Below are 21,311 nucleotides of genomic sequence, written 5' to 3' on the forward strand. Positions count from 1 at the left end.
CCAAAAAACCATAATTGCGCCACCTAAATCACCCATCGACAGAGCACGCATAAGAATTGGATCCACGCTGCATGCGCATAGCCTACGTTTTTCTTGGTGCATTTCTTGCAATTGCGCCGTCCGCATATGCTGAAGTTGCACCGCCGCCTGTTTTGAAGCCGCTGGAGCGGCAGGCGGATGCGGCTTTGTTGAGCGCGCAGTTTCTGTCGCGCTATAGCTACAAGCCGGTGGCGCTCGATGACGCCTTGTCGGCGAGGGTGATGGATGGGTTCATCAAGTCGCTGGATCCCGACCGCATGCTCTTCCTGCAGGCCGATATCGACCAGTTCATGGCGGACCGCAGCAAGATCGACGATGCGATCGAGCGGAAGGATCTGAAGATTCCGTTTGCGATCTTCAACATCTACGAGCAGCGCGTTGCCGACCGCATGAGCTATGCGCGCAGCCTGCTGAAGCAGGGTTTCGATTTCAGCGTGAAGGAAGATTATGCGGTGCTGCGCGAGAAGGCCCCCTGGCCGCAGTCGGAGGCCGAGAGCAATGAGCTTTGGCGCAAGCGCGTCAAGAGCGACTGGCTGCGGCTGAAGCTCGGAGGCAAAGACGACGCGGCCATTCGCGACACGCTCGACAAGCGTTATGAAAACACGCTCGAGCGGGCCTACGAGTTCAAGAGCGACGATGTTTTCCAGTCGTTCATGGATGCCTATTCAAACGCGATCGATCCGCACACGGATTATTTCGGCGCGGCCGCTTCGGCCGATTTCAATGTCTCGATGAAGCTGTCGCTGTTCGGCATCGGCGCGGTGCTGCAGGAGCGCGACGATTACACGACGATCCGTGAGCTCGTGCCCGGCGGGCCGGCGCAGCTCTCCGGCAAGCTTGCCGTCGGCGATCGCATCACTGGCGTCGGCCAGGGCAAGGACGGGCCGATCAAGGAAGTGGTGGGCACGCGTCTTGACGAGGTCGTGCAGATGATCCGCGGCAAGAAGGGCACCGTCGTGCGCCTGGATATCCTGCCGGCGGATGCCGGCGCCGATGCCACGCATCGCGTTGTCAGCCTGGTGCGCGACAAGATCAGCCTCGACAAGCAGGCCGCCAAGAAGACGGTGCTGTCGGTCAAGGCGGGTGACGCCACGCGCAAGATCGGCGTCATCACCCTGCCGGTTTTCTACGAGGATTTCGAAGCCAAGAACAAGGGCGACAAGGACTATAAGAGCGCCAGCCGCGATGTCGCCAAGCTGCTCGACGAGCTCCGCCAAGAGAATGTCGACGGCGTTCTCATCGATCTGCGCAACAATGGCGGCGGCTCGCTGGACGAGGCGATCGATCTCACCGGCCTCTTCATCGGCAAGGGTCCGGTCGTCCAGCAGCGCGCCAGCAACGGCAAGATCGCGGTGAAGGGCTCGGATTTTTCGGCACCCGCCTGGACAGGGCCGATGGGCGTCCTGATCAATCGTGGCTCCGCCTCGGCTTCGGAAATTTTTGCCGCGGCCATCCAGGATTACGGGCGCGGCGTCATCATCGGCGAACCGAGCTTCGGCAAGGGCACGGTGCAGACGGTCGTCGATCTCGACGAGGTGGTTCACAACAGCAAACCGGAGCTCGGCGAGCTGAAGGTGACGATTTCGCAGTTCTTCCGGGTGAATGGCGGCACGACGCAGCTGCGCGGCGTCACCCCCGATATCAGCCTGCCCGGCCTCTCCGATCCGACGAGCTTCGGCGAGACGAGTTATGACAATGCCCTGCCCTGGGCAGAGATCAAGCCGGCGAAATATACGCCCGAAGGCGATGTTGCGGCGTTGCTGCCGGCCCTGCAGAGCCGTCATGACGCGCGGGTGAAGACGGATCCGGATTTCCAGCGCCTGATCGAGGACATTGCCGAGTTGAAGGCGCAGCGCGAAAAAGGCATCGTGTCGCTGAATGAAGCCGAACGCCGCAAGGAAGCGGCGGCCCGCGAGAAGCGGTTCAAGGATCGGGCCGAGGCGAGCGACGGCGAATATTCCACCGGCGATGACGGCCTGCAGTCGGACGAGCGCAGCCTGAGCGCCGATATCGCCATGGAAAACGCCCGCAAGAAGGCCAAGGACGTCCTGCTCGACGAGGCCGCCGCCATTGTTGCCGACGAGGCGGATTTGACGAAGACGCCCTAGGGCGTCTTCCAACCCGCTATTTCAGGCGTTCGATCTCCTGCCTTAAATCCCCGACCTCCTGTTTTAAAACCTCGACCCTTTCGGCAAGTTGGTCGAGATCGTTTTGCGATACCGCCTCTCCTTTAGGGAAAGTAATCTTTCCACCTGAATCAAGCTCACGGGGTATATCGTACATGGTAGTACCCGTTGTCTTTTCCTCTATAACGACACCGCCTACGCCGTTTCTAAGCCCGACCGCTGTCTCCAAAGTCGCCGGTGCAGTTATTGCAACATCTTTGATCTCTTCGCCCGTTTTTGCGTCGACGCAGGGGCTGCCGCTAAGCCAGTCTTTCACGGTGATCGTATAGGATTTCGTGACGTAAATTTGAACTTTATAGGCCATGATTGTCCTCCCGTTGCTGCGAGCTAGTCGTTATGCAGGCGGCCATTGCGATGCGCCATCCTCAAGGTGATGGCGTAGGAACTCGGGGATCTCTTTCCAGGCAGCTGCGAATCCAGGATAAGGCTCCTGGCATCGCCAAAGGCCGTTGAGATTTCGAGGATTTGTTCAGACGCGGTGATCCGCCACATTTGGTAACCCAGATCATCAAAGCCGCAGCCGACTGCAGCTTCGGCAATTGGGCCTGTCACAATAAAGATGCGGGTTGAATCCAGCCTGTAGCAGTGACCCTCGAAAGCGTAGCCATAGGCAAGCACTGTGGAGCCGGTTATTGTTCCGGGTCTCAATCTGATCTGGAGTTCGGTCGCTCCCGCCATCCCGACTTCCAGGTGGGCAATGCCGCTTCTGTCATTCAAATCAACTCCGTAAAGTATGATCTCGTCCGCTACATAGCGGGGTAAAGAAGGTGCTGGAACGCTGTCGTCTGTCATCGATGCCTCCCGTCGTTGGTTAAAAAATGCCGCGCCACCTCATGCAATCTTCAAGCTGGTCGAGATAAGCGACCCCGCGCCCGCGGCTCGCCGCCTCGAGGAGGGCCAGGGCCGCCGCTTCAAAGGTCAGGCTGTCGGGGTCGAGATACTTCCAGGAACGCAGGAGCGCTTCGCCGACGATGTCGCGCGCTTCCTGCAGGGCGGCCTTCACCGCGAAATGGCGCAATTCATAGGATGCCGCCGAGGTCTGAAGCCCTTCTTCGATCAGCGCCGGCGCCATCTGCTGGCGCAGATCGCTGAACCGCCTCGGATCGATGTCCGATAAGCCCCGGTCGAACAGCAGCGACTGGTAGACCTCGACGAGGCAGTCGAACAGGCCCGCAGCAAAGGGTTTTGACCGGTCGTGCACCTCGCGGCTGACATCGCCGATGCGCAGCGAATTGTTGAGCAGCCGCAGCTGCTTCTCGTCGCTGAGCTCGGCAAATTTGTCGAGTTCGTTGTGCAAGAGCAGATTTCCGTCGGTGCGGCGCAGCAGCCGGTCAAGCGCCGTGTCGAACTGCAGCAGTCCGAGCAGCGAGATGAAATCGGCGATCGCCTCATGATAGGCAAAGAAATCGCTGCCGGCGCCGTCGCCTTCGAGAATGCCGAGTTCGCTCAAGAGAATGAGGTGGCCCATTTCATGGGCGATCGCGTCGAAATTCAACGCGAAACAGGATGCTCGGCCGTGCTCCTCGTTTTCGCCGAGCTCGAGAAAGCCGAAGCCGGACTGGGCGTTTTGCCAATGCGGGATGCGGGGAACGATTTCCAGCCGTTCCAGCGTCGGCTGGAAGAACCAGACGATCGAGCGGCCGAGATAGCCCTCGCAGATGTCGAGAACGCGACGGGTGCAGGCATAGCTGTGGGTCGAAAGGAAGGCCGGCGAGCCCGGCCCGATGTGATCGAAATGGCCGTCGGGGCCGGGCTCGGCCGGCGGCTGCAGCAGGCCGGGATAGGGCGGGATATACGGCGCGGCATAGGGCGATTTCGCCTCGACCGGATTTGCCACATAGATGCGGCTGTCGGATGGCCCGGCCAGGATCGGTCCTGCCGAAGGCCCGATCCACACCACTTCGGGTTTCTCGTAACCGGGAATGAAGGATGGCTGGGGAAAGACGAGGAAACGTGTCCCGAGCGGCCGCTCCGGAGCTGCCCCGTGGCCTGCGCCCTCGTTATGCGTGATGGCATCCAATGCTGCCCCCACCGCTCGTTGCCCAACGTCAAGCGATCGTCGACTATACCAGTACTACGTGCCTTTCGACAATAGTCTATCGAGGATGTTGTAGTACTCCATGTCGTTGGCGAATGCTTCCGTAAGTTCAAACTCGGCGAGAAGGCAATTCTTCGGCCAGTTGATCTTTTGTTCTGCCAGATATTTCAGGAAATTTACAGCATCCGTCCGCTTCCCGCTTGTGATACCGGTTTTCAGCCAGGATTTTAGTGCTTGAAGCTGGCCGGCGGGGCCATGGTTGTTTTCGGCCACTGTCAAAAGCCTGGAGAATGATCTTTCGCTGAAGTGAAGTCCGCGCGCCAGCGTTTCGAGATCGCATCGCAGCCTTCTTTCGATGACGCCGGCGCGCTCGGCTTTCTTCAGCGTCAGCCTGATGTCGACGAGGGCGTCGCCCAATGCGCGCGATCCGAGTGCGGCGGGCGCCATCGGCACCGTCACGTCGGCATCGTCGGCGAGTGGGTGCCTCCGGTACCAGCGGTAGATCAGCCCGTGACCGATCATGCCCTCGGGCGTGAGTTCGGCGGCGCGCAGCGCGCCGATGCTGGCGGCGCCGTAGATGCGCACGCCGCGGGACATCGCCCACAGGATTTCCTGGTGGCGAACCGCCGGAAGCTGGCCGAAGACGCCATCGATCAGCACGATTGCCGCGGGCGCATATTTGGCCACGGCCCGCACGACATCGGCGCAGCCGACGGGAGGGTGATAGATCGCATCCAGATAGGTCCGGGCTTCCGTCTCGGAGAGGGTAGGGCCGAGAAAAACCACGATGTCATCGCGCAAGATCGGCCTCCGGATTGGTTTCCAGCGGCGGCGCTGCCACACGAACGACGTGAAGCGGGATGCGGTCATCCGAATGGAGAACCACAAGAGCGGCCGCTTTGGCGCCAGCCAGCCTCATCGCATCGAAGACCGGGCGAAGGGACCGCTCTTCGGCCGCAGAACGATCCGTGGGGAAGGGGCGGCTTCCCCTGGCGAGTTGTCCGCGCCAGGCAGCCAATTCCATGGCGTCGGCATGGCCGTAAAGCTCCGTCCTGATATCGTCGCGCGCCGCCGAAATGACGCCGAGGCGAGACTGGCAGGCTTCCAGCAATGCGCTGGTCAGCGCCCCGTTGTGGCTGAAATCACAACCGAAGCCCTCTGCCGGCAGCGGCGCAAAGGGCGCGCGGCTCGCATCTTCCATGACGTGGCACCAGTAGACCGGCAGCGCGTGCGGCGCCGGGATCTGCCAGATGCCGACGACAAAACCCGCCTTGGTGAGAAGCTGGAGGATGTCGCCGGCGCTTCCCGATCGCACGGAGCGAGCGTCGATCTGGAAGCGGTCGAAAAAATGCGGCGTCTTCATCGCCGTGCAGCGCGCCTGCCGCTCGAGGATTTCCAGGCAGGCATGCATGACGGCGCCTTGCAGGCTCGTGCCTGCGGCGAGGCCCGTGGTGTCGCGGGCGATCCAATGGGGATGCGGCGACGGGACAATATAGGCGGTATCGACGAGGGCAAGCGGAACGGCCATTTGCCGCCCCGAAAGGAGATCGAGCCCGGCAATCCAGGAGAGCATCGCCTCGTCTCGGCCGACGCCGAGGTGCGACCAGTCTCCCCCTGCGTTCATGGCGCGCAGGCTTGCGGTGAAGATGCGCTCCGGGGCGATCCGCTCCGAGGCCCAGCCTTCCAGGGATTCCATCACGCCTGAGATCGCCGCCAGCGGAAAGGTCAGCCCCTTGCCCTGGCTGACGGCGACGGAGCGTGAGCGCGGCCGCACGACCTGGACAACCGGAATACCGATCCAGTCGAGCCCGGTGATCGAACCGAGCCTAGTGATGCCGTATTCCTGTCGGCGCGCGAGGATGCGCTGCAGCGTCTGCCGGGGATCGGGAGGCGAGGGGAGCTCGGTATCGGAGAGGATATCGGCGATGTTATCGAGCATCCCTATGTCCATCCCCTCTATCGCGAGCCATTCCCTTGCAGTCCGTCCAGGCTGCGCTTTGCCCTTTCGGCCAGCCAGGCGGCCTTTTGTCCCTCGGCAATCTGCACGGCTTTCGTCAGGTCTCTTCTGATCGATGAGGGGCGATCGTTCAGATGGCGCCTCAGTTTCGCGCTGCGGCGATAGAGTTCGGCGAGCCAGAACCACTGGCCGCTGCCGCGGCCGACGCTGATCGCATTCTGGACGATTGCCAGCGCTTCGGCAGGCTTGCCGAGCCGTTGCAGCACCTGCGCATGCATGTCGCTGTGCATGGACAAATTATCGTCGGTGCCCAATTGCTGCTGCAGCAGCAGGCCGGCCTCGAAACGCGCCGCGCCGCGCCCCGCCGGTGACGTCATCAGCTCCGCCCAGCCGCAATACATGTTGGCGCGCGCCTGGCTTGCCGCCAGTCCGTGCCGCTCGGCGAGCGACAGCATCTGTTCGCCCAGCGCATGGACGTCGGCATATCGGCTCTGGCAGCGGGCAAGCACCATGGCGTAGTAGAGCGCATGCACCATGCTGCCGGCGTGATCGGTCGCCGTCCCCCATTCCAGGCATTCCCGGATCGCATCCTCGCTGGCGCCGGTTTCGTTGAGCAGCAGGTAGGAAAGCGCGCTCTCGCCCAGCCCGCAGACCTTGGCGTCATGCCCGCCGAAGAAGGCGCGATTGCGCACCGCGCTGTCGGCCTCGTAAAGATCAAGGCCCTTGGCGACACAATCGAGACAGAAGGCGTGCTCGCCGGCATGGAAGCTCGTCGCCCAGCCGCAATGGTAGGATTGCAATCGCGTTTCCCGATCCTCGACAGCCTGCATATCGCCGACGACAACCCGCGCGCGGGACTGCTGCGTCAGAATATTCGGCGCGGTGAACCACCATCCCCAATAAACCGGGAAGTGTTTCATCCGAAGGGCCGGCGGCTGCTTCTTCAGGAGTTGCATGGCGCGGGCATAGACCCGGCGCGCGCTCTGCGAACCCTCGCCCTCGAGGGCCGCCGCCACGACGCCCCGGAGCTCGAACAGGCTTAAGGCGAGCTCGGTGCGGTCGGGGTGGCGCCGGGAAAGGCTGTCGACCTCCCGCTCGCAAAGTTCCAGCGAGACGTTCGCCTCGCGCATGGCAAAGCGCAACACGCTTGCCTCCGCCGCCGCCAGGGCAAATCGGGCGGCCGCATCATGCAGGCCCGCCTCGGCACATTGCCAGGCGGCGATCGCTGCCGGCAGGCTCGGCTTCGTCTCCGCGATCAGGCGATCGGCGATCCGCCTGTGGATGCGACGCCGGTCGCTCTTCAAAAGGCTGCCATAGGCAGCCTCCTGCGCCAGCACATGCCGGAACTGAAAGGCGCCACGCGTGACAGAGGAACGCTCGATGATGCCCTGAGAGAGGAGCCGGTCGATGTCGGCGTCGACCGTTTCGCGGCTGACGCCTTCGAGAAGGTAGGCGAGCAGCGAGATGCCGAATTCGCGACCGATGACGCTGGCAAATTGCGCCGCCCGCCGCGCCGAGCCGGTTGCCGCCAGCCGGGCGGAAAGCAGATCATTGAGGGAGGAGACGCCGCCTTCCCTGAGCAGCTCTTTCCACGCCGACAACGACTTGCCGAGCGGCCGCCGTTCGCGCAGGAAATTGGTCAGCTCTTCGGCGTAAAGCGGCATGCCATCGCATTGATCGAGAACGAAATCCGACAGGCCGGGCGGGGGATGCTCGCGCCAGATCGAGGCGACGAGATCGCGAACCGCGGCGGCGGTCAGGCCTGACAATTCGATCTCCGTTGCGACCGCGAGAGATCGTCTGATCCGCGATGTCTGCACGACAAGGATCGGCAGCCCGGCCGCCAGCGCCCCCAGCCGGTCGATCAGCTCCAGCGTCATGTCGTCGGCCCAGTGCACATCCTCGAAGATGAGCAGCGTCGGAATGCCGGGCGCCTTGGATGCCAGAATGTCGGCGGCCGCTTCGATGACCTTGCGCCGGAAGGCGCGGCCCGACAGATCGGAGATGCGAATGTTGCGCGACGTCGCCGCGGATCGGTCGGCGGTGAATGCGAGGATCGTCTCGACGACGGCTGCGTCCACCTCGCGGCCGGATGCCTGAAGCGCCTGCATGAAGGCGCGGGCGTTGCCATCCCTCAGAACCGAAGGCTCGACCAGCCTCTCGAGAAAGGAAACGAAGGGATGCAGGGGCTGGCTCTCCAGGCGCCTGCCGCACTGAAAGACCACCGTCTCATGGGCGGTCTGCCGCAGCCGCTCGGCGAATTCGCCAACCAGTCTCGATTTGCCGATGCCTGCCTCGCCGACGATGGCGATCAGGCTTCCCTTGCCTTCGAGCGCAGAATGCCAAGCGCCGGAAAGGGCGGCAAGCTCCTTTTCCCGGCCGCGGATCGGCCTGTCGCGCTCCTCGGACGGCGATGCTTCGGGCGCTGACCGGTCACGCTCCTGCGGCCGCCAGAGCGCAACCGGATCTTCGAAGCCCTTCAGTCGTGCTTCGCGAACCAGCTTATAGTCGAATTTGTGCCGGGTGAGCCGAACCGTGGAATCAGCCACCAGCACGGAGTTGGGCTCGGCCTCCGCCTGCAGGCGCGCTGCCAGTACCGGCGCCGTGCCGACAATCTCATCACCTTCCGTCGAGAAGACCACGAGACCGGTGGCGACCCCGATCCGCAGCTGGAAGGGCGTGCGCGCTCTGGTCTTGCTCCCGGCGGCGATGTGCAGCAGTTCCAGGGAGGCCTGCACCGCGCTTTCGGCGGCATCTTCGGATTGCTCGGGATATCCGAAGAAGCAGCATCCGCCATCGCCGAGCCGCTGATGAAGAAACCCTCCGTGTTTTCTTATGATCGTTTCGGCATTCTGATGTAACGCCGAAACCGATCGGAAGAATTTCTCCGGCTCGCTCCGCAACAGCAGTTCGGTAGAGCCGACGATGTCATAGAAAAGGGCAGTGACCTGTCGCCTCTCACCTGTGAACCGAATTCGTGCGTCGAGGGTTTTCATTTGCGGTCGCCCAACACCACAGAAGCCTTGTTCAGCACATCCGATTTAGTGCTTGCATGCAAGCTTTTCGTGCGGTCGCGCTAATATATCCGCTATTTCGCCTGATCTGCAGCAGCCCGGCCGAAGACGCATCGAAAACGGCTCAGGCCGTCTCCGCCGCCATGGCGCGCCCGGCCATGCCGCGGGCCATCATTATGCCGCCCTGCTGGCGATGACGCCGAGCGCCAGGCCGCCTGATATCGCCAGCAGATGGAAGAGCGGAGCCGGCAGCGCACCCGCCGCCTCGGGGCAGCAGCAGTTCCGGCACGAAGCGGTGCAGCAGGCAGGTCGGAAAGGCGGAAATGGCGATCAGCGTCACCAGACGGCCCAGCCGCACCGGCAAGGGAATGCGCGGCAGGTAGAGCAGCGCCGTCAGCGCTGTGAAGATCGTCAGATATTTGACCGTTGCGGTCGGGCTGCAGAAGAATGTCATCATCTCCGGCGGCACCGGCACCGGCAAGACGACGATGCTGAACGCGCTGTCGGAAGCCTTCGCCGATCACGAGCTGGTCATCGTCATCGAGGACACCTCGGAACTGCAGATCCGCAAGGAGCACGTCGTCTATCTCGAAGTCACCAAGCCCGACAGGTTCGATCGCGCTGCGCCAGCATTCGCGAGCTGTTTCGCTCTTCCTTGCGAATGCGGCCGGACCGCATCATCGTCGGCGAGTGTCCAGATTGCCCGGTTCAAGCGCACCGGGCGGCGACGGGTCATCGAAATTTCCGAGATCAAGGGCCTCAATGATGACGGCCAGTATATCGTCGAGAGCATCTACAAGCTCGACGGCGGCGGCCATTCCAATTCGGATGGCGAGCTGCGCTGGACAGGCGCCGTGCCGAGTTTCGCCACGGAAGCCTTTGAGGAGTTGGGAGCCGGCCTGACGGAGTTGCTGAGCTGGATGAAGCCCGCGGCGACCGCTCACCGGCCTGAGTAAAAGGCGGGATCGGTCTGGCCGATCTTGGCATGATGGCGAGCGACCTCGCCGTTCATCTCCCTGACCTAAGCTGCGATCTTCTGCCAGACGGAGACATGTCGATCGCTGACCTTTGTGAACGGCTCCTTTTTCCAGCCGCCCCATCGGGCTTTGAGTTTCAGGCCGGCCAACCGCGCCATGAGATCGAATTCCGCTGGCCATGCATAACGAAACGGGACCGCGAAGCGCCTGTAGTTTCCGTCCCGCATCCGGATGTGATGGGACGTGAAGTTCTGGCTTACTACATCGTACTCGTCGACGCCCCAATGCGTGTCGCTGCGGTCGAACGCCAGGATCGTCTCGCCGAGCGGAAGCCGCTGAAGCGGCGGGACGCCCACCTCGATCAGGAAGTGCCCGCCAGTTTCAAGGTGCGCGGCCGCATTCTGAAAGCAGGCGACCTGGGCTTCCTGCGACGTCAGATTGTTGATCGTGTTGAAAGCCAGATAAACGAGGGAGAAGCGCCTGTCGACACGGGTTGTCGCCATGTCGCCGATCACCACCGGAATGTCGGCGCCGCCCTCTTTGGCGCTAAGGCGCGACACCATCGCTCGCGAGAGCTCGATGCCTTCTACCTCCACCCCTTTGCGCGCGAGGGGGAGCGCCAGGCGCCCGGTACCGATCGCGAATTCCAGCACGCGCCCGCCGCCTGCGAACTCGGCCAGGAGATCGACCGCCGGATCGACGACCTCCGGGGCCGAGATCCCGTCAGCGTCATCGTAGGTAGCCGCGACCTCATCGTCAAAAAAACCGTCGTCATGCATCTTGCTTACCTCTCTGATAGCGGAGGACCGGTGGTGGCGATCACCTTGCCCGCCGCTTCGCGGGCAACGCGTCAATTGGTCCTAGCGATCGCGCCAGCTCGCCAATCTCGTGGCGGGCGACGCCAATGTCTTCCAGATCGCGGTCCGACAGCCACTGCAGTGCCTGTTCCGTTTCGCGCCTTTGCCACCAGAGGAGGAGGGCGGGCGCTGCAAACCGCAAAGCTGCCATCTTCGTCAGAAGGCTGGGAGCAAAACGATCCGAAATTTCAATGTGCCGGAGTTCGAATGTCATAACCTACGTCCAAGTTGTGTTGCGGTGATATCAATCTAGCGAAATGCGATCCGACGTGTTATCGGCAGTCTGTCAAATTATGTCTGTGAGACGCCATGATTGCCCGCGACAACCTGACCAACGTTCATCTGCCGGAAGACGCATTTGGAGATTATCCGCACACCGCCGTCGCCCAGGGTGGCGCAGAGCCCGCCGGGCGAACCTATTCTTTCCACGTGCACCACCGCGCTCAGCTCTTCCAGATCGTGCGCGGTTCGCTGCGGCTCGAGACCGAGCGGGGCTACTTCATCGTTCCGCCTGAACGTGCCGTATTCGTGCCATCAGGCGTCCTCCACGAGGTGACATACCTGCAGGAAACGGAGCGCAGCTACCTCTTCTTCCGGCCCGACGCGGTCGTTAACCTGCCCTCCGAGGTCTCAGTGATCGGTACGACGCCGCTCCTGCGCGAACTTATCCTGGCCTTCCTGGAAATACCGCGCGCGGATGCCGGGAGTGCCCCTGCCGAACGGCTCGTCGCCGTCATTCTCGACCAGCTTCAGACGAGTACGGTCGCGCCGCTGTCGCTTCCCTCGCCGGCATCCGAACGCCTCCGCAGCATCGCTTCGGACATCCGCAGCGAACCGGGTGCCGATTGGCCACTCGATGAACTTGCCTCGCGTGCGGCCATGTCCCCCCGCAGCTTTCAGCGCCATTTCCAAACCGAGACAGGCATGAGTTTCCGCGCCTGGCGTCAGCAGGCGAAACTCCTCAAAGCGGTGGAGTGGCTCGCCGCCGGCCGAAGCGTCGGCGATATCGCCTTCTCGCTCGGCTACTCCGGTCCCAGCGCCTTCATTGCGGTGTTCCGGACGGCCTTCGGTGTCTCTCCCGGACAATATTTCCAGGGAGGCTTTCCGGGCCATGGTGCCGCATCCCCGGCGCGGCCGGCGTAATGACGCGTCCTCCGGCGGGCGACAGCAAAAAGCGCGCCGCGACCGCCAGCGCCAGCAGCGCGAGGGAGAGGGCGAAGGGTTGCGCCCGCGCGAGCCTGCGCACATCAGGCACGGATACCCTTCGCCCGATCCCGCGGCAGCCGATATCCGATCACCAGCGGGAATGTTGACGCTTCCGTAATCACGGCAAGCGCCTTTGCTTTGCCGGGCGGCTCTTTTCTCATAGGATTTCTGCGCCATCTCTTGCCGGGGCAACCAGACAGGGTGCTGTATGGACGAGACAATCGAACAGCTTCTCCATCTTTCCGCACAGACGGAAACGCTGATGGCGGTCTATGATGGCGATGACCGGCTGCGCTATGCCAACAGCGCCTTCCGCTCGGCCTATTTCATCGAGCCGGAGGAGACGCCGCTCTGGCCGGATCTGATGCGGCGTAATTTCGAGCTCGGCCGCGGCACCGTCATCCGCACGGAGAATTTCGAGGAATGGCTGCGCTCGACCCAGTCGCGCCGCGGCAAGATTGGCTATCGCGCCTTCGAGACCGATCTTGCCGACGGCCGCTGGCTGTGGATGACCGAGGCGGTGCAGAAGAACGGCTGGATGCTCTGCATCGCCAGCGACATCACCCGTCTCAAGGTTCATGGCCGCACCGTCCGGCAGGATCGCGACCAGGCGATCAAGGCCTCCTACACCGACGAACTCACCGGCGTCGCCAACCGCCGCTTCGTCATGGCGCGCGTCGAAGACATGCTTGAAGCCGCCCGGCATGGCAGCAGCGGCTGCCTCGCTGTCTTCGACATCGACAATTTCAAACGCATCAACGACCGGCTCGGCCACCACGCCGGCGATCTGGTGCTGCGCGATTTCGCCCACCGCATCCACCAGAATGTCCGCCGCAACGACTGTTTCGGCCGCGTCGGCGGCGAGGAATTCCTGCTGGTCATGCCGGCCACCGGCTCGGAAGACGCGCTTGCCATGGTCGAGCGCATGCTGACGGTGATCCGCTTTTCCCGGCCGCTGCCGGACTCGCCGGACTTCAGCTACACCTGCTCCGCCGGCATCGCCGCGTGTGTGCCGACAGACAGCGCGTCGGAGCTTTATCGGCGCGCCGATCAGGCGCTTTATGATGCGAAGATGAGCGGAAGGGACAGGGTGCGGGCGGCGTAGGGCGCTGATGCTGGTTCAGGTCCGCGGGCTCCGAACTCAGCCGCGCCCCTAAACATCGCAGACGATATATTGATGATCGGAGACGCTTCCGGCGGGCTGGACGATGACCGTGGCGGGGCCCAGCCCCGGCGAGCAGATGGCATAATCCAGCTTCGAATCATGAGAAGGCAAGGTCGCTGCGTTGGGCGGGCAAATAGTGCCCGGCGGCGGCACGGGCCATGCTGCCGCCGACGGAGCGCGGTTGTAGTCGCCGACGGCAATCCAGGGCGGTGCCGCCGCAGCCCCCGGGACCAAGGGGGCGACTGATATGCCGGCCATAAGAGCGGGGGCGTCGGCCCCGCCGCCGCTCAAAGCATGCAGCGTATAGATGCGGCGAATTGCGCCGCCCGTCAGCCTGACTTCAAATCCGATCGCGCCGCGTGATGCCGCGGCGCCGGCCGCGGGGATGTAGATCAGATGCGGAGTTTCGATGCTGTCGCGGATGCAGATGCAGAGATTGCAGCGATTGCCGCCCGGATCGGTCTGCAGCCAGAACACTTTGACGATCAGAGGCTCCCTCCCGACTGCCCAGCTGCCGATGAACATCAGCGCCGCAGGCGGCGGCGCCACCCCTGCGAGCCAGGGCGGATAGTTGGCGGGATTGTATGCGGTAAAGGAGCCGCCGGTCGGCGGAGACGGCCCGGCTTCCTGAATGCAGACGATGTCGGCTGCCACCCTGCGGTCGAGGAAGAATTGCGAAATCACCCCCACGAACTTGCTCTGGCCCGTCCCCACGTTCGAGCCCTGCATATTGATGCCGACGATCCTCATCGTTGCCAACTCAGGTAGTGTTGAAATAAAATGCAATATATGGTTGTTTATCTGAAAAGGCAACGGAGGTGATGCATGCGCTCGCTTTATCGGAAAACGCTGTACAGCAGCTGGCCCTTGCCGGCCAACCTGCATTCGGACGCAACCTCGGACGCCCCGCCGCCGCCGGTCGGAGTGTTCACGATCCTCAACGGCTTCGACATCCCCATCTATCTCAGCTCCATGCTCTCGCCCGCAAGCAAGAGCTACGTCGCTCCGGGGGATCCCGGGCAACTGGCCTTCATTCAGGATGACGTCTGCATCCTGCAGGCGGCGCAGACGGGCTCCTATATGTGCTCGATCATAATGCAAACTGACGGCGAGATCGTCCCCGCCAACTACATGCTGCTGACTTCGCCTAATGACATTGGCCCGGTGCCGCAGCCCACAGCAAGCATGCTCGTGCCGCCCGATTCCCCGCGTGTGCTGGTGGGATGCTCCACGCTTGCAGACGGCAAGACCGTCCTGCGCGAACAATTCTGGGATCGGCAGGGGGATTCCTGCACCCTGGCGCCCGGCGAGAAAAAGACGATCACCACCACGGTGACGACAGGCCGGCAGGAGACTTCCACCCACGAAAGCACCTTGGCAGCGAGCCTCGGCATGAACGCGAACGTCGGTTTCGGCCCGTTCTCGGCAAGCGTGTCGTCGAGCCTGAGCATGACCTCGCGCTCTTTCCAGCAGGTGACCGTGAGCGAGCAGAACACCGCCTATTTCGCCGACGAGCTGACCAATCCCTATACCGATCAGGCCTGCCTGGTGCTGCGCTGGCAACTGACCGATGTCATCACCATCTTCCAGCCCGACGGCCCACCCTGCGGCTCGGTAATCATCGGCGAAAGCCCGATCATCACGGAGTTCTATGGGATCAAGGATCTGCCGCAGACGCTGCCGAGATTCGAGCTTGCCGACGAGGATTATGCGCTGATCGCCCATTGAGGGGAGTGACGGGCGTTTTCTCGGCGTTTGCTTGTGCTGTCTACGCTAGGCGAAGGTCGTTTCGGCGCCACCATAAGCCCACGATTAGGTTCCCCGTGAGGTAAAGCCGCGGGATCCATCTTGATGCTGTGTCATTCAATTCTCTTCGGATGGAGGATACAAGCGCCGTATCTGAATCGGCCTCGCCGTGCTACGCATCGGCCATGGGATTCGGGGTTTTCATCCACCGTTCAGATTCGATCTACAACGATAGGCCGGCGGAACAATATCAGTTCCCGCGCCAGTATCTCGGTCGCGTGCAAGCCTGCCTCGGAGATTGGATCATTTACTACCAGCCGCGCAAGATGGCCGCGACCCGCGGCTATTTTGCTGTCGCCAAGGTAGCCCAAGTCATTCCGGATCCGGAGGTATCGGGCATGTATCTGGCACTCATCGAGCCAGGCAGCTACCTCGATTTCATCAATGCCGTTCCCTTCAGTGGGCCAGACGGTGTTATCGAGCGAAGCGTGCTGAATGAGGAGAGGCGAATATCCGGCAGAGCGCAGGCAGCTGTGCGGCCAATATCCGCAGCGGATTTCAACCGCATCGTGTCGATTGGCTTGGACGAGCATGAGCCCGAGCTTCCTCGACTGGGTGAGCCGGCAGCAACTCGTCCTGCCGACGGATTTGAAGAAGGAGCGCAGGCGCCGTTTCTGTTTGCGCAAGAGCGCGATCGGATTACACAGCTCTCGTCGCGGATTGTTCGCAATCGGCTGTTTCGCCGGCTCGTTCTGCAGGCTTATGACAAACGGTGCGCAATCACTGGCCTGAAGCTGATAAACGGTGGCGGACGTGCGGAAGTCGATGCTGCGCATATTCGCCCCGTGGAGGCAAACGGACCCGATATCCTCACCAACGGCATCGCTCTGTCTGGCACCGCGCATTGGATGTTCGACCGCGGGCTGATCAGCCTCTCGGATGAGCTTGATATTCTGATCTCGCGGCAAGCCAACGATCCGGAAAGCATCCGAGGCCTGATCAACAAATCTGGAACGGCGATCGTGCCTTCGCGATCGTTCGAGCGGCCTCATCCTCATTTTCTCCAGTGGCATCGCCAAAATTGCTTCAAGCAGTAACGAGGCTCGCCGGTGAGGACAAGTGAGCGGGCAGTTCACCAAACGAAAGCACTTTGACGGCAAATTTCGGCATCAATGCCAGCGCGATTTTGGATGGCTCAGAATACAGGCGGAGATTTGCTTTTGATATTCAAGCAGAACTCCTCGAGGATCTTTGTGAGCTCTTGCCCAGCCTTGCTCTGCATACGAGACTAGCACACGAACTTATAGTATTATGCCTAGACAATCCCAAAACTAGAACAAACAGGGAGCGTATTTAAGCGTGAGATGAGATAATCAAATTGTCCAACAGGATAGATGCCCGCCGACGCCTAACCGTAGACACCCGTCATTGTGCGATACCGGCCTTGCACAGCCCCTCCATGGCGAGGTCGAAATCGGCGGGGTTCTTGAAGGGCAAGACTTTGCGGCGGTATTCCAGGGAGAAGTCGGGATTGACGCGCAGCACCTCTTGCCACGTCGCCCGAGCCTCTTCAAACCGGCCGAGGTGTCCGTAACAGGCGGCCAGAAGCGCGCGCGAGACGTCGGTGACGGGATTGCGGCTCACGCGTTTCACCAGCAATTCAACGGCCTCGTCGTATCGTCGCAGCTGAAACCAGGCCCAGGCCTGAAAGTGGAGAACGATATCCGGAAAGTACGGGTTCAGGATTATCGCCCGATCGAAACAGGCGAGTGCCTCGTGGGATCTGCCCGAATAGAGAAGTGCCTCGCCGAGGCTGACCTGCCCTTCGGCGAAGTTCGGGTTGAGGCTTATCGCCCGCTCGGCCTCGCCGATGGCTCTATCGTGCTGCCGCGAGTACAGCCTGACCACACTCAGTGCCCAGTGCGCGACCGGGTCGCTCTCATCCCGCGCCACCGCCAGCATCGCAGCCTCTTCGGCCTGCTGGAGCGAGCGCTGCGGCGACGCGCTCCACCGGTTCAGGTAATCGAGCCCGTGGGTCAGGGCGAGAAAGGCGTGCGCCGAGGCGAAGTTCGGGTCTAGTTCGACGGCATGCTGCAAAAGCTCGCGGGCGTCGCTGTTGGTTTGCTTCGTCAGCCGGTGCCACAGCTCCCGGCCGCGCAGGAAACAGTCATAGGCCTCGGGGTGCCCGGTCTGCCCTGGCACCAGCCTTTTCCGATCGCCCTCTGTCAGGTTGACCGCCAGCGCGTCGACGATCTGCTGGGTGACATCGTCCTGAACCGCGAATATGTCCGTCAGGTCGCGATCGAACCGCTCCGCCCATATATGTCCGCCTGTGGTCGCGTCGATGAGCTGCGCGGTGATGCGCACCCTGTTTCCCGATTTGCGGACGCTGCCCTCAAGAACATACCGCACGCCAAGATTCGTGCCCACCTCCTGCACATGGACGTTCCTGCCCTTGAAGGTAAACGACGAATTGCGGGCGATGACGAAGAGCTGCCTCAACTTCGATAGCGCCGTGATGATGTCTTCCGAGATGCCGTCGGCGAAGTAGTCCTGTTCGGCGTCACCGCTCATGTTGGCGAAGGGCAGGACGGCGATCGACTGCTTCGGCGACGGTGCTGTCGCCGGCTGGCTTGTCGCGATTTGCGAGGTCGCGGCTGCCTTGGTCTCGGCGCTGCCAACCTGCAGCGAATAAATCCGGATCGGCTCGGCAATGTTCTTGAGTTGCTTGTTGCCGAGATCGCTGACCGAAAGGTCGAGCCTCGCCTTGACCTGGCGATAGGCATCCTCGGACAGGCAGATCGCGCCCGCCGCGGCGACGCCCTCCAATCGCGAGGCGATGTTGACGCCGTCGCCCATCAGATCGCCGTCGCTTTCCTCGACGACATCGCCCAAATGGATGCCGATCCGGAACTCGATGCGACGGTCCTGCGGCACGCCGTCATTGCGCTCGACCATACCGTTCTGCACCTCGATGGCGCAGCGCACGGCGTCCACCACACTGCGGAACTCGACCAGCGCACCATCGCCGGTTCGCTTCACCACCCGGCCATGGTGCACGGCGATCGTCGGATCGATGAGATCGCTGCGCAGTGCCCGTAGCCTCGCCAGGATGCGTTCCTCGTCGGCGCCCGCAAGCCGGCTGTACCCAACCACGTCCGCGGCCAGGATTGCAGCCAGCTTTCGGATCTCGCTCATGGCGCCGTCTCCTCGCTGCCAGAATAGCAGGGAGGCAGAGGGCAAGAAAGAACATTCGGCCGCTGCTTACAGCGATCCCGGTTGCGATCGAGCTGGACGCAGCCGACGTTGCAGCGCCATGCAATGACGGCTCTGTCGGCCTTCCGGCTGCAAGACGCGCTCGTTCCGAAAGTGACGGGGTCAGGTCACGAGCATAGCCCTGAAATTGCGAGCCCGCTTCCGAGCCCTAAACCAGTCATTCCAGCCAAGCCGGTGTCGGCGCTCATAGCGAACTAAACCACCTCACCAAACTCCGCCGCCAACACCGCATCCTTCAGCGCCCTTGAATACGCATGCTGCGGATCATCCAGCACCGTCCGCGCCCGCCCGCGTTCAACAATCTCACCCTTGCGCATGATGATAATATTGTCGCTGACGTAATACGCCGTCGCCAGATCATGGGTGATGTAGATGATCGAAAGTCCCAGCTCGTTTTTCAGCCGGCCGAAGAGGTTGACGATCGCCATGCGGAGCGACGCGTCGACCATCGAGACCGGTTCGTCGGCCACCAGCAGGCGCGGCTCAGGGATCAGCGCCCGGGCGATGGCGACGCGCTGCAGCTGGCCGCCGGAGAGTTCGTGGGGGAAGCGGCCCTTCACCTCTTCCAGCGTCAGGCCGACGTGGTGGAGGGCGGTATCGGCCATCTTCTCCACCTCCCGCCGGTCCGGCCGCTTGCCGGAGGCGGAGAAGTTGCGGGCGGTCTCGAAGAGGTAGCGGTCCACCCGCTTCAGCGGGTTGAAGGCTTCGAAGGGGTTCTGCAGCACCGGCTGCACCTCCTTCATGAAGGCCTTGCGTTCGGCCCTGCTGTGGATCGCCACGGTCTTGCCGGCAAATTGCAGCTCGCCTTTGGTCGGTTCGGCCTGGCCGAGGATCATCGCCGCCACCGTCGACTTACCCGAGCCGGATTCGCCGACGATCGAGAGGATCTCCGGCTCGTCGCCGATCTCGAAGCTGACATCCTTGACGGCGGTGATCAGCCGCCGGCCGAGCATGCCGCCCTGGCGGTAGATTTTCGTCACATGCGAGAGGCTAAGCAGAGTCACACCTGATCCCCCGTAACCGCAAAACACGCCACCCGCCGCTCCGGCGCGACGGTGACCAAGGGCGGAACCTTCTGTGAGCAGATTTCCATGCGCTTCGGGCAGCGCGGGTGAAAGCGGCAGCCCTCCGGCGGCATGGCGAGGTTCGGCGGCCGCCCCTCCAGCGAGGGCCGGGTGGTGGGGTCGCCGATCTTCGGCAGGCTGCCGACGAGATGCTGGGTATAAGGGTGGAGCGGCGCGCTGAAGAGTTTTGATGTCGGCGCTTCCTCGACCAGCCGGCCGGCATAGACGATGCCGATGCGGTCGGAGACCGTCGCATGCACGCCCATATCATGGGTGACGAACAGGAAGGACGAGCCCATCTCGCGCTGGATGTCGCGGATCATCGACAGGACGTCACGCTGCACGATCACGTCGAGCGCCGTCGTCGGCTCGTCGGCGATGATGAACTCAGGCGTCAGGATGGTGGCGAGCGCAATGGTCATGCGCTGGCGCATGCCGCCGGAGAGTTCGTGCGGATAGGCGTCGAGCAGCTGCGGATCGAGCTTCAGCCGCTGCAGGTGGTTGGCGACCTTTTCGAAGAAGATCGCTTTGCTCACCTTCATGTGGCGGAAGGCGAAATCGGTGAAGGAATGGCGGATCCGGCGCACCGGATTGAGCACATTCATCGAGCCCTGCATGATATAGGAGAGATGCTTCCAGCGCAGCGCCACGCGCTCCTCCGGCGTCATCGCGTAGAGATCCTGGGTGCCGCCGCCGAAGTGGAATTTGACGCTGCCGGAGACGACCCGGAGCGGCGGCCGGATGGCGCCGGCAATGGTCTTGATCAGCGTCGTCTTGCCGCTGCTCGATTCGCCGGCGACGCCATAGACCTCGCCGCGGCGGATCGTCAGGCTGATGTCGTCGACGGCGCGCACCTCGCGATCGACGCCATAGAGGAAGGCGCGGTAATAGGCTTTCAAGTTGTCGATTTCGACCAGGTTCTCCATGCTAACTTCCCATCCGGTTCAGCCGGCTGCGCGGATCATTGTATTCGTTCATCGACATGGAGAGCAGGAACAGCGCCAGGAAGAGAATGACGATGACGGCAACGGGGGCGGCCACCCACCACCAGATGCCCGAGATCAGCGCCGAATGCGCATTGGCCCAGTAGATCATCATGCCCATGGTCGGCGTCTCGATATCGGTGAACCCAAGCACCGAAAGCGTGATCTCCATGCCGATCGACCAGATCATGTTGTTCATCGTCGTGGCAAAGACGATCGGCAGCACATAGGGCAGGTGCTCTTCGACGAGGATCTTGCGCATCGTCATGCCGGAATAGACGCTCTGGGTGGTAAACGGCCGGCTCTTCAGGCCGAGCGCCACCGAGCGGATCAGCCGCGCATCATAGGACCAGCCGAGCGAGGCCATGATGACGATCAGCGCCACCCAGGTCATGTTGTCCTTCAGCACGAAATAGAAAAGGATCAGCAGCGGAAATTGCGGGATGACCATGACGCTGTCGTTGATCGCCATCAGCACCCGGTCGACCGCGCCGCCGGCGTAACCGGCGACGAGGCCGACAACGAGCGAGATGATGCGCGAGAGAAAGGCGACGCCGATGCCGAAATAGAGGGTGTTGCGGAGGCCGGTCGTCAGCTGCCAGAAAACGTCCTGGCCGCGCGAGGTCGTGCCGAGCCAATATTCGCCGTCCGGCGGCATGTCGGGCGGCAGGAGATAGATGTCGGTCGCGCCATAGGGCGAGAAGTAAGACAGGATCACCAGGCCGACGATGACGGCAAAGAGCAGCAGGCCGCAGAGGAATTCCATGTTCTGGCGGGCGAGGTCGCGGATGATGGTAAACATG

At 62.4% G+C, this 21,311-nt stretch carries 19 protein-coding genes and 1 pseudogene; 6 read left to right on the forward strand and 14 right to left on the reverse strand.

What is annotated here, in order from left to right:
- The first annotated feature begins 71 nt into the window (after positions 1-71).
- The gene (locus J2J99_RS27540; RefSeq protein ID WP_168296509.1) at positions 72-2,147 is read left to right on the forward strand and encodes a carboxy terminal-processing peptidase; all 2,076 of its coding nucleotides are present in this window, start codon (positions 72-74) and stop codon (positions 2,145-2,147) included.
- 16 nt (positions 2,148-2,163) lie between these two features.
- On the opposite strand, the gene J2J99_RS27545 is transcribed toward J2J99_RS27540, so the two are convergent.
- The 7 genes from J2J99_RS27545 to J2J99_RS27575 all read right to left on the reverse strand — a co-directional run bounded on the left by J2J99_RS27545 (position 2,164) and on the right by J2J99_RS27575 (position 9,691).
- Positions 2,164-2,529 (reverse strand): hypothetical protein, encoded by a 366-nt coding sequence (locus tag J2J99_RS27545; RefSeq protein WP_168296510.1) that lies wholly within the window; start codon positions 2,527-2,529, stop codon positions 2,164-2,166.
- Positions 2,530-2,552: 23 nt separating this feature from the next.
- A complete protein-coding gene (locus J2J99_RS27550) occupies positions 2,553-3,017 on the reverse strand; it encodes a hypothetical protein (RefSeq protein ID WP_168296511.1) in 465 nt (154 codons plus the stop codon).
- A gap of 19 nt (positions 3,018-3,036) precedes the next feature.
- Positions 3,037-4,257 carry a gluzincin family metallopeptidase gene (locus J2J99_RS27555; RefSeq protein ID WP_168296512.1) on the reverse strand — a complete coding sequence of 407 codons (1,221 nt, stop codon included), beginning with the start codon at positions 4,255-4,257 and terminating at the stop codon, positions 3,037-3,039.
- Positions 4,258-4,299: 42 nt separating this feature from the next.
- The gene (locus J2J99_RS27560; protein ID WP_168296513.1) at positions 4,300-5,064 is read right to left on the reverse strand and encodes a TfuA-like protein; all 765 of its coding nucleotides are present in this window, start codon (positions 5,062-5,064) and stop codon (positions 4,300-4,302) included.
- Positions 5,054-6,214 carry a YcaO-like family protein gene (locus J2J99_RS27565; protein ID WP_168296514.1) on the reverse strand — a complete coding sequence of 387 codons (1,161 nt, stop codon included), beginning with the start codon at positions 6,212-6,214 and terminating at the stop codon, positions 5,054-5,056. The genes J2J99_RS27560 and J2J99_RS27565 overlap by 11 nt, the downstream gene beginning before the upstream one ends.
- A 5-nt stretch (positions 6,215-6,219) precedes the next feature.
- A complete protein-coding gene (locus tag J2J99_RS27570; protein ID WP_168296515.1) occupies positions 6,220-9,216 on the reverse strand; it encodes an ATP-binding protein in 2,997 nt (998 codons plus the stop codon).
- A 142-nt stretch (positions 9,217-9,358) separates the two neighbouring features.
- Positions 9,359-9,691, reverse strand: a complete 333-nt coding sequence (locus J2J99_RS27575; protein ID WP_246735350.1) for a hypothetical protein — start codon at positions 9,689-9,691, stop codon at positions 9,359-9,361.
- Between J2J99_RS27575 and J2J99_RS27580 the strand changes: the two are divergent.
- Positions 9,654-10,190 (forward strand): annotated as a pseudogene (locus tag J2J99_RS27580) (ATPase, T2SS/T4P/T4SS family); the annotation flags it as partial. The gene J2J99_RS27575 and the pseudogene J2J99_RS27580 sit on opposite strands and share 38 nt — an antisense overlap.
- Positions 10,191-10,255: 65 nt before the next feature.
- On the opposite strand, the gene J2J99_RS27585 reads toward J2J99_RS27580, so the two are convergent.
- Together J2J99_RS27585 and J2J99_RS34530 are read right to left on the reverse strand one after the other, a co-directional pair.
- Complete coding sequence (locus J2J99_RS27585) at positions 10,256-10,990, reverse strand: class I SAM-dependent DNA methyltransferase (RefSeq protein ID WP_168296516.1); 735 nt, start codon at positions 10,988-10,990, stop codon at positions 10,256-10,258.
- Between the two features lie 40 nt (positions 10,991-11,030).
- On the reverse strand, positions 11,031-11,282 hold the full coding sequence (locus J2J99_RS34530; protein WP_168296517.1) for a DUF1127 domain-containing protein: 252 nt from the start codon (positions 11,280-11,282) through the stop codon (positions 11,031-11,033).
- 95 nt (positions 11,283-11,377) lie between these two features.
- Here J2J99_RS34530 and J2J99_RS27595 point away from each other — a divergent pair, with 95 nt between their 5' ends.
- Both J2J99_RS27595 and J2J99_RS27600 read left to right on the forward strand, forming a co-directional pair.
- The gene (locus J2J99_RS27595; RefSeq protein WP_168296518.1) at positions 11,378-12,211 is read left to right on the forward strand and encodes a helix-turn-helix transcriptional regulator; all 834 of its coding nucleotides are present in this window, start codon (positions 11,378-11,380) and stop codon (positions 12,209-12,211) included.
- 271 nt (positions 12,212-12,482) lie between these two features.
- Positions 12,483-13,379: a GGDEF domain-containing protein gene (locus tag J2J99_RS27600; RefSeq protein WP_168296519.1), complete on the forward strand. Its 897-nt coding sequence runs from the start codon at positions 12,483-12,485 to the stop codon at positions 13,377-13,379.
- A 48-nt stretch (positions 13,380-13,427) separates the two neighbouring features.
- On the opposite strand, the gene J2J99_RS27605 is transcribed toward J2J99_RS27600, so the two are convergent.
- Entirely contained in the window at positions 13,428-14,189 is a 762-nt protein-coding gene (locus J2J99_RS27605) for an endonuclease/exonuclease/phosphatase family protein (protein WP_168296520.1), read from the reverse strand.
- 117 nt (positions 14,190-14,306) lie between these two features.
- Between J2J99_RS27605 and J2J99_RS27610 the strand changes: the two genes are divergently transcribed.
- Together J2J99_RS27610 and J2J99_RS27615 are read left to right on the forward strand one after the other, a co-directional pair.
- Positions 14,307-15,167, forward strand: a complete 861-nt coding sequence (locus J2J99_RS27610; protein ID WP_207600995.1) for a hypothetical protein — start codon at positions 14,307-14,309, stop codon at positions 15,165-15,167.
- A 203-nt stretch (positions 15,168-15,370) separates the two neighbouring features.
- Positions 15,371-16,282, forward strand: a complete 912-nt coding sequence (locus tag J2J99_RS27615; protein WP_168296569.1) for an HNH endonuclease — start codon at positions 15,371-15,373, stop codon at positions 16,280-16,282.
- Positions 16,283-16,610: 328 nt separating this feature from the next.
- Here J2J99_RS27615 and J2J99_RS27620 read toward each other — a convergent pair whose 3' ends face one another.
- From J2J99_RS27620 to J2J99_RS27635, 4 genes are all read right to left on the reverse strand, one after another.
- Positions 16,611-18,383: an adenylate/guanylate cyclase domain-containing protein gene (locus J2J99_RS27620; protein WP_168296522.1), complete on the reverse strand. Its 1,773-nt coding sequence runs from the start codon at positions 18,381-18,383 to the stop codon at positions 16,611-16,613.
- Positions 18,384-18,655: 272 nt separating this feature from the next.
- On the reverse strand, positions 18,656-19,414 hold the full coding sequence (locus tag J2J99_RS27625) for an ABC transporter ATP-binding protein (RefSeq protein WP_168296570.1): 759 nt from the start codon (positions 19,412-19,414) through the stop codon (positions 18,656-18,658).
- Between the two features lie 47 nt (positions 19,415-19,461).
- Positions 19,462-20,451, reverse strand: coding sequence for an ABC transporter ATP-binding protein (locus tag J2J99_RS27630; protein ID WP_168296523.1), 990 nt, complete (start codon positions 20,449-20,451; stop codon positions 19,462-19,464).
- A 1-nt stretch (position 20,452) separates the two neighbouring features.
- A complete protein-coding gene (locus tag J2J99_RS27635; protein ID WP_168296524.1) occupies positions 20,453-21,310 on the reverse strand; it encodes an ABC transporter permease in 858 nt (285 codons plus the stop codon).
- Position 21,311: the final 1 nt, after the last annotated feature.

This window comes from Rhizobium binae, from assembly GCF_017357225.1.
Taxonomy (GTDB): Bacteria; Pseudomonadota; Alphaproteobacteria; order Rhizobiales; family Rhizobiaceae; genus Rhizobium; species Rhizobium binae.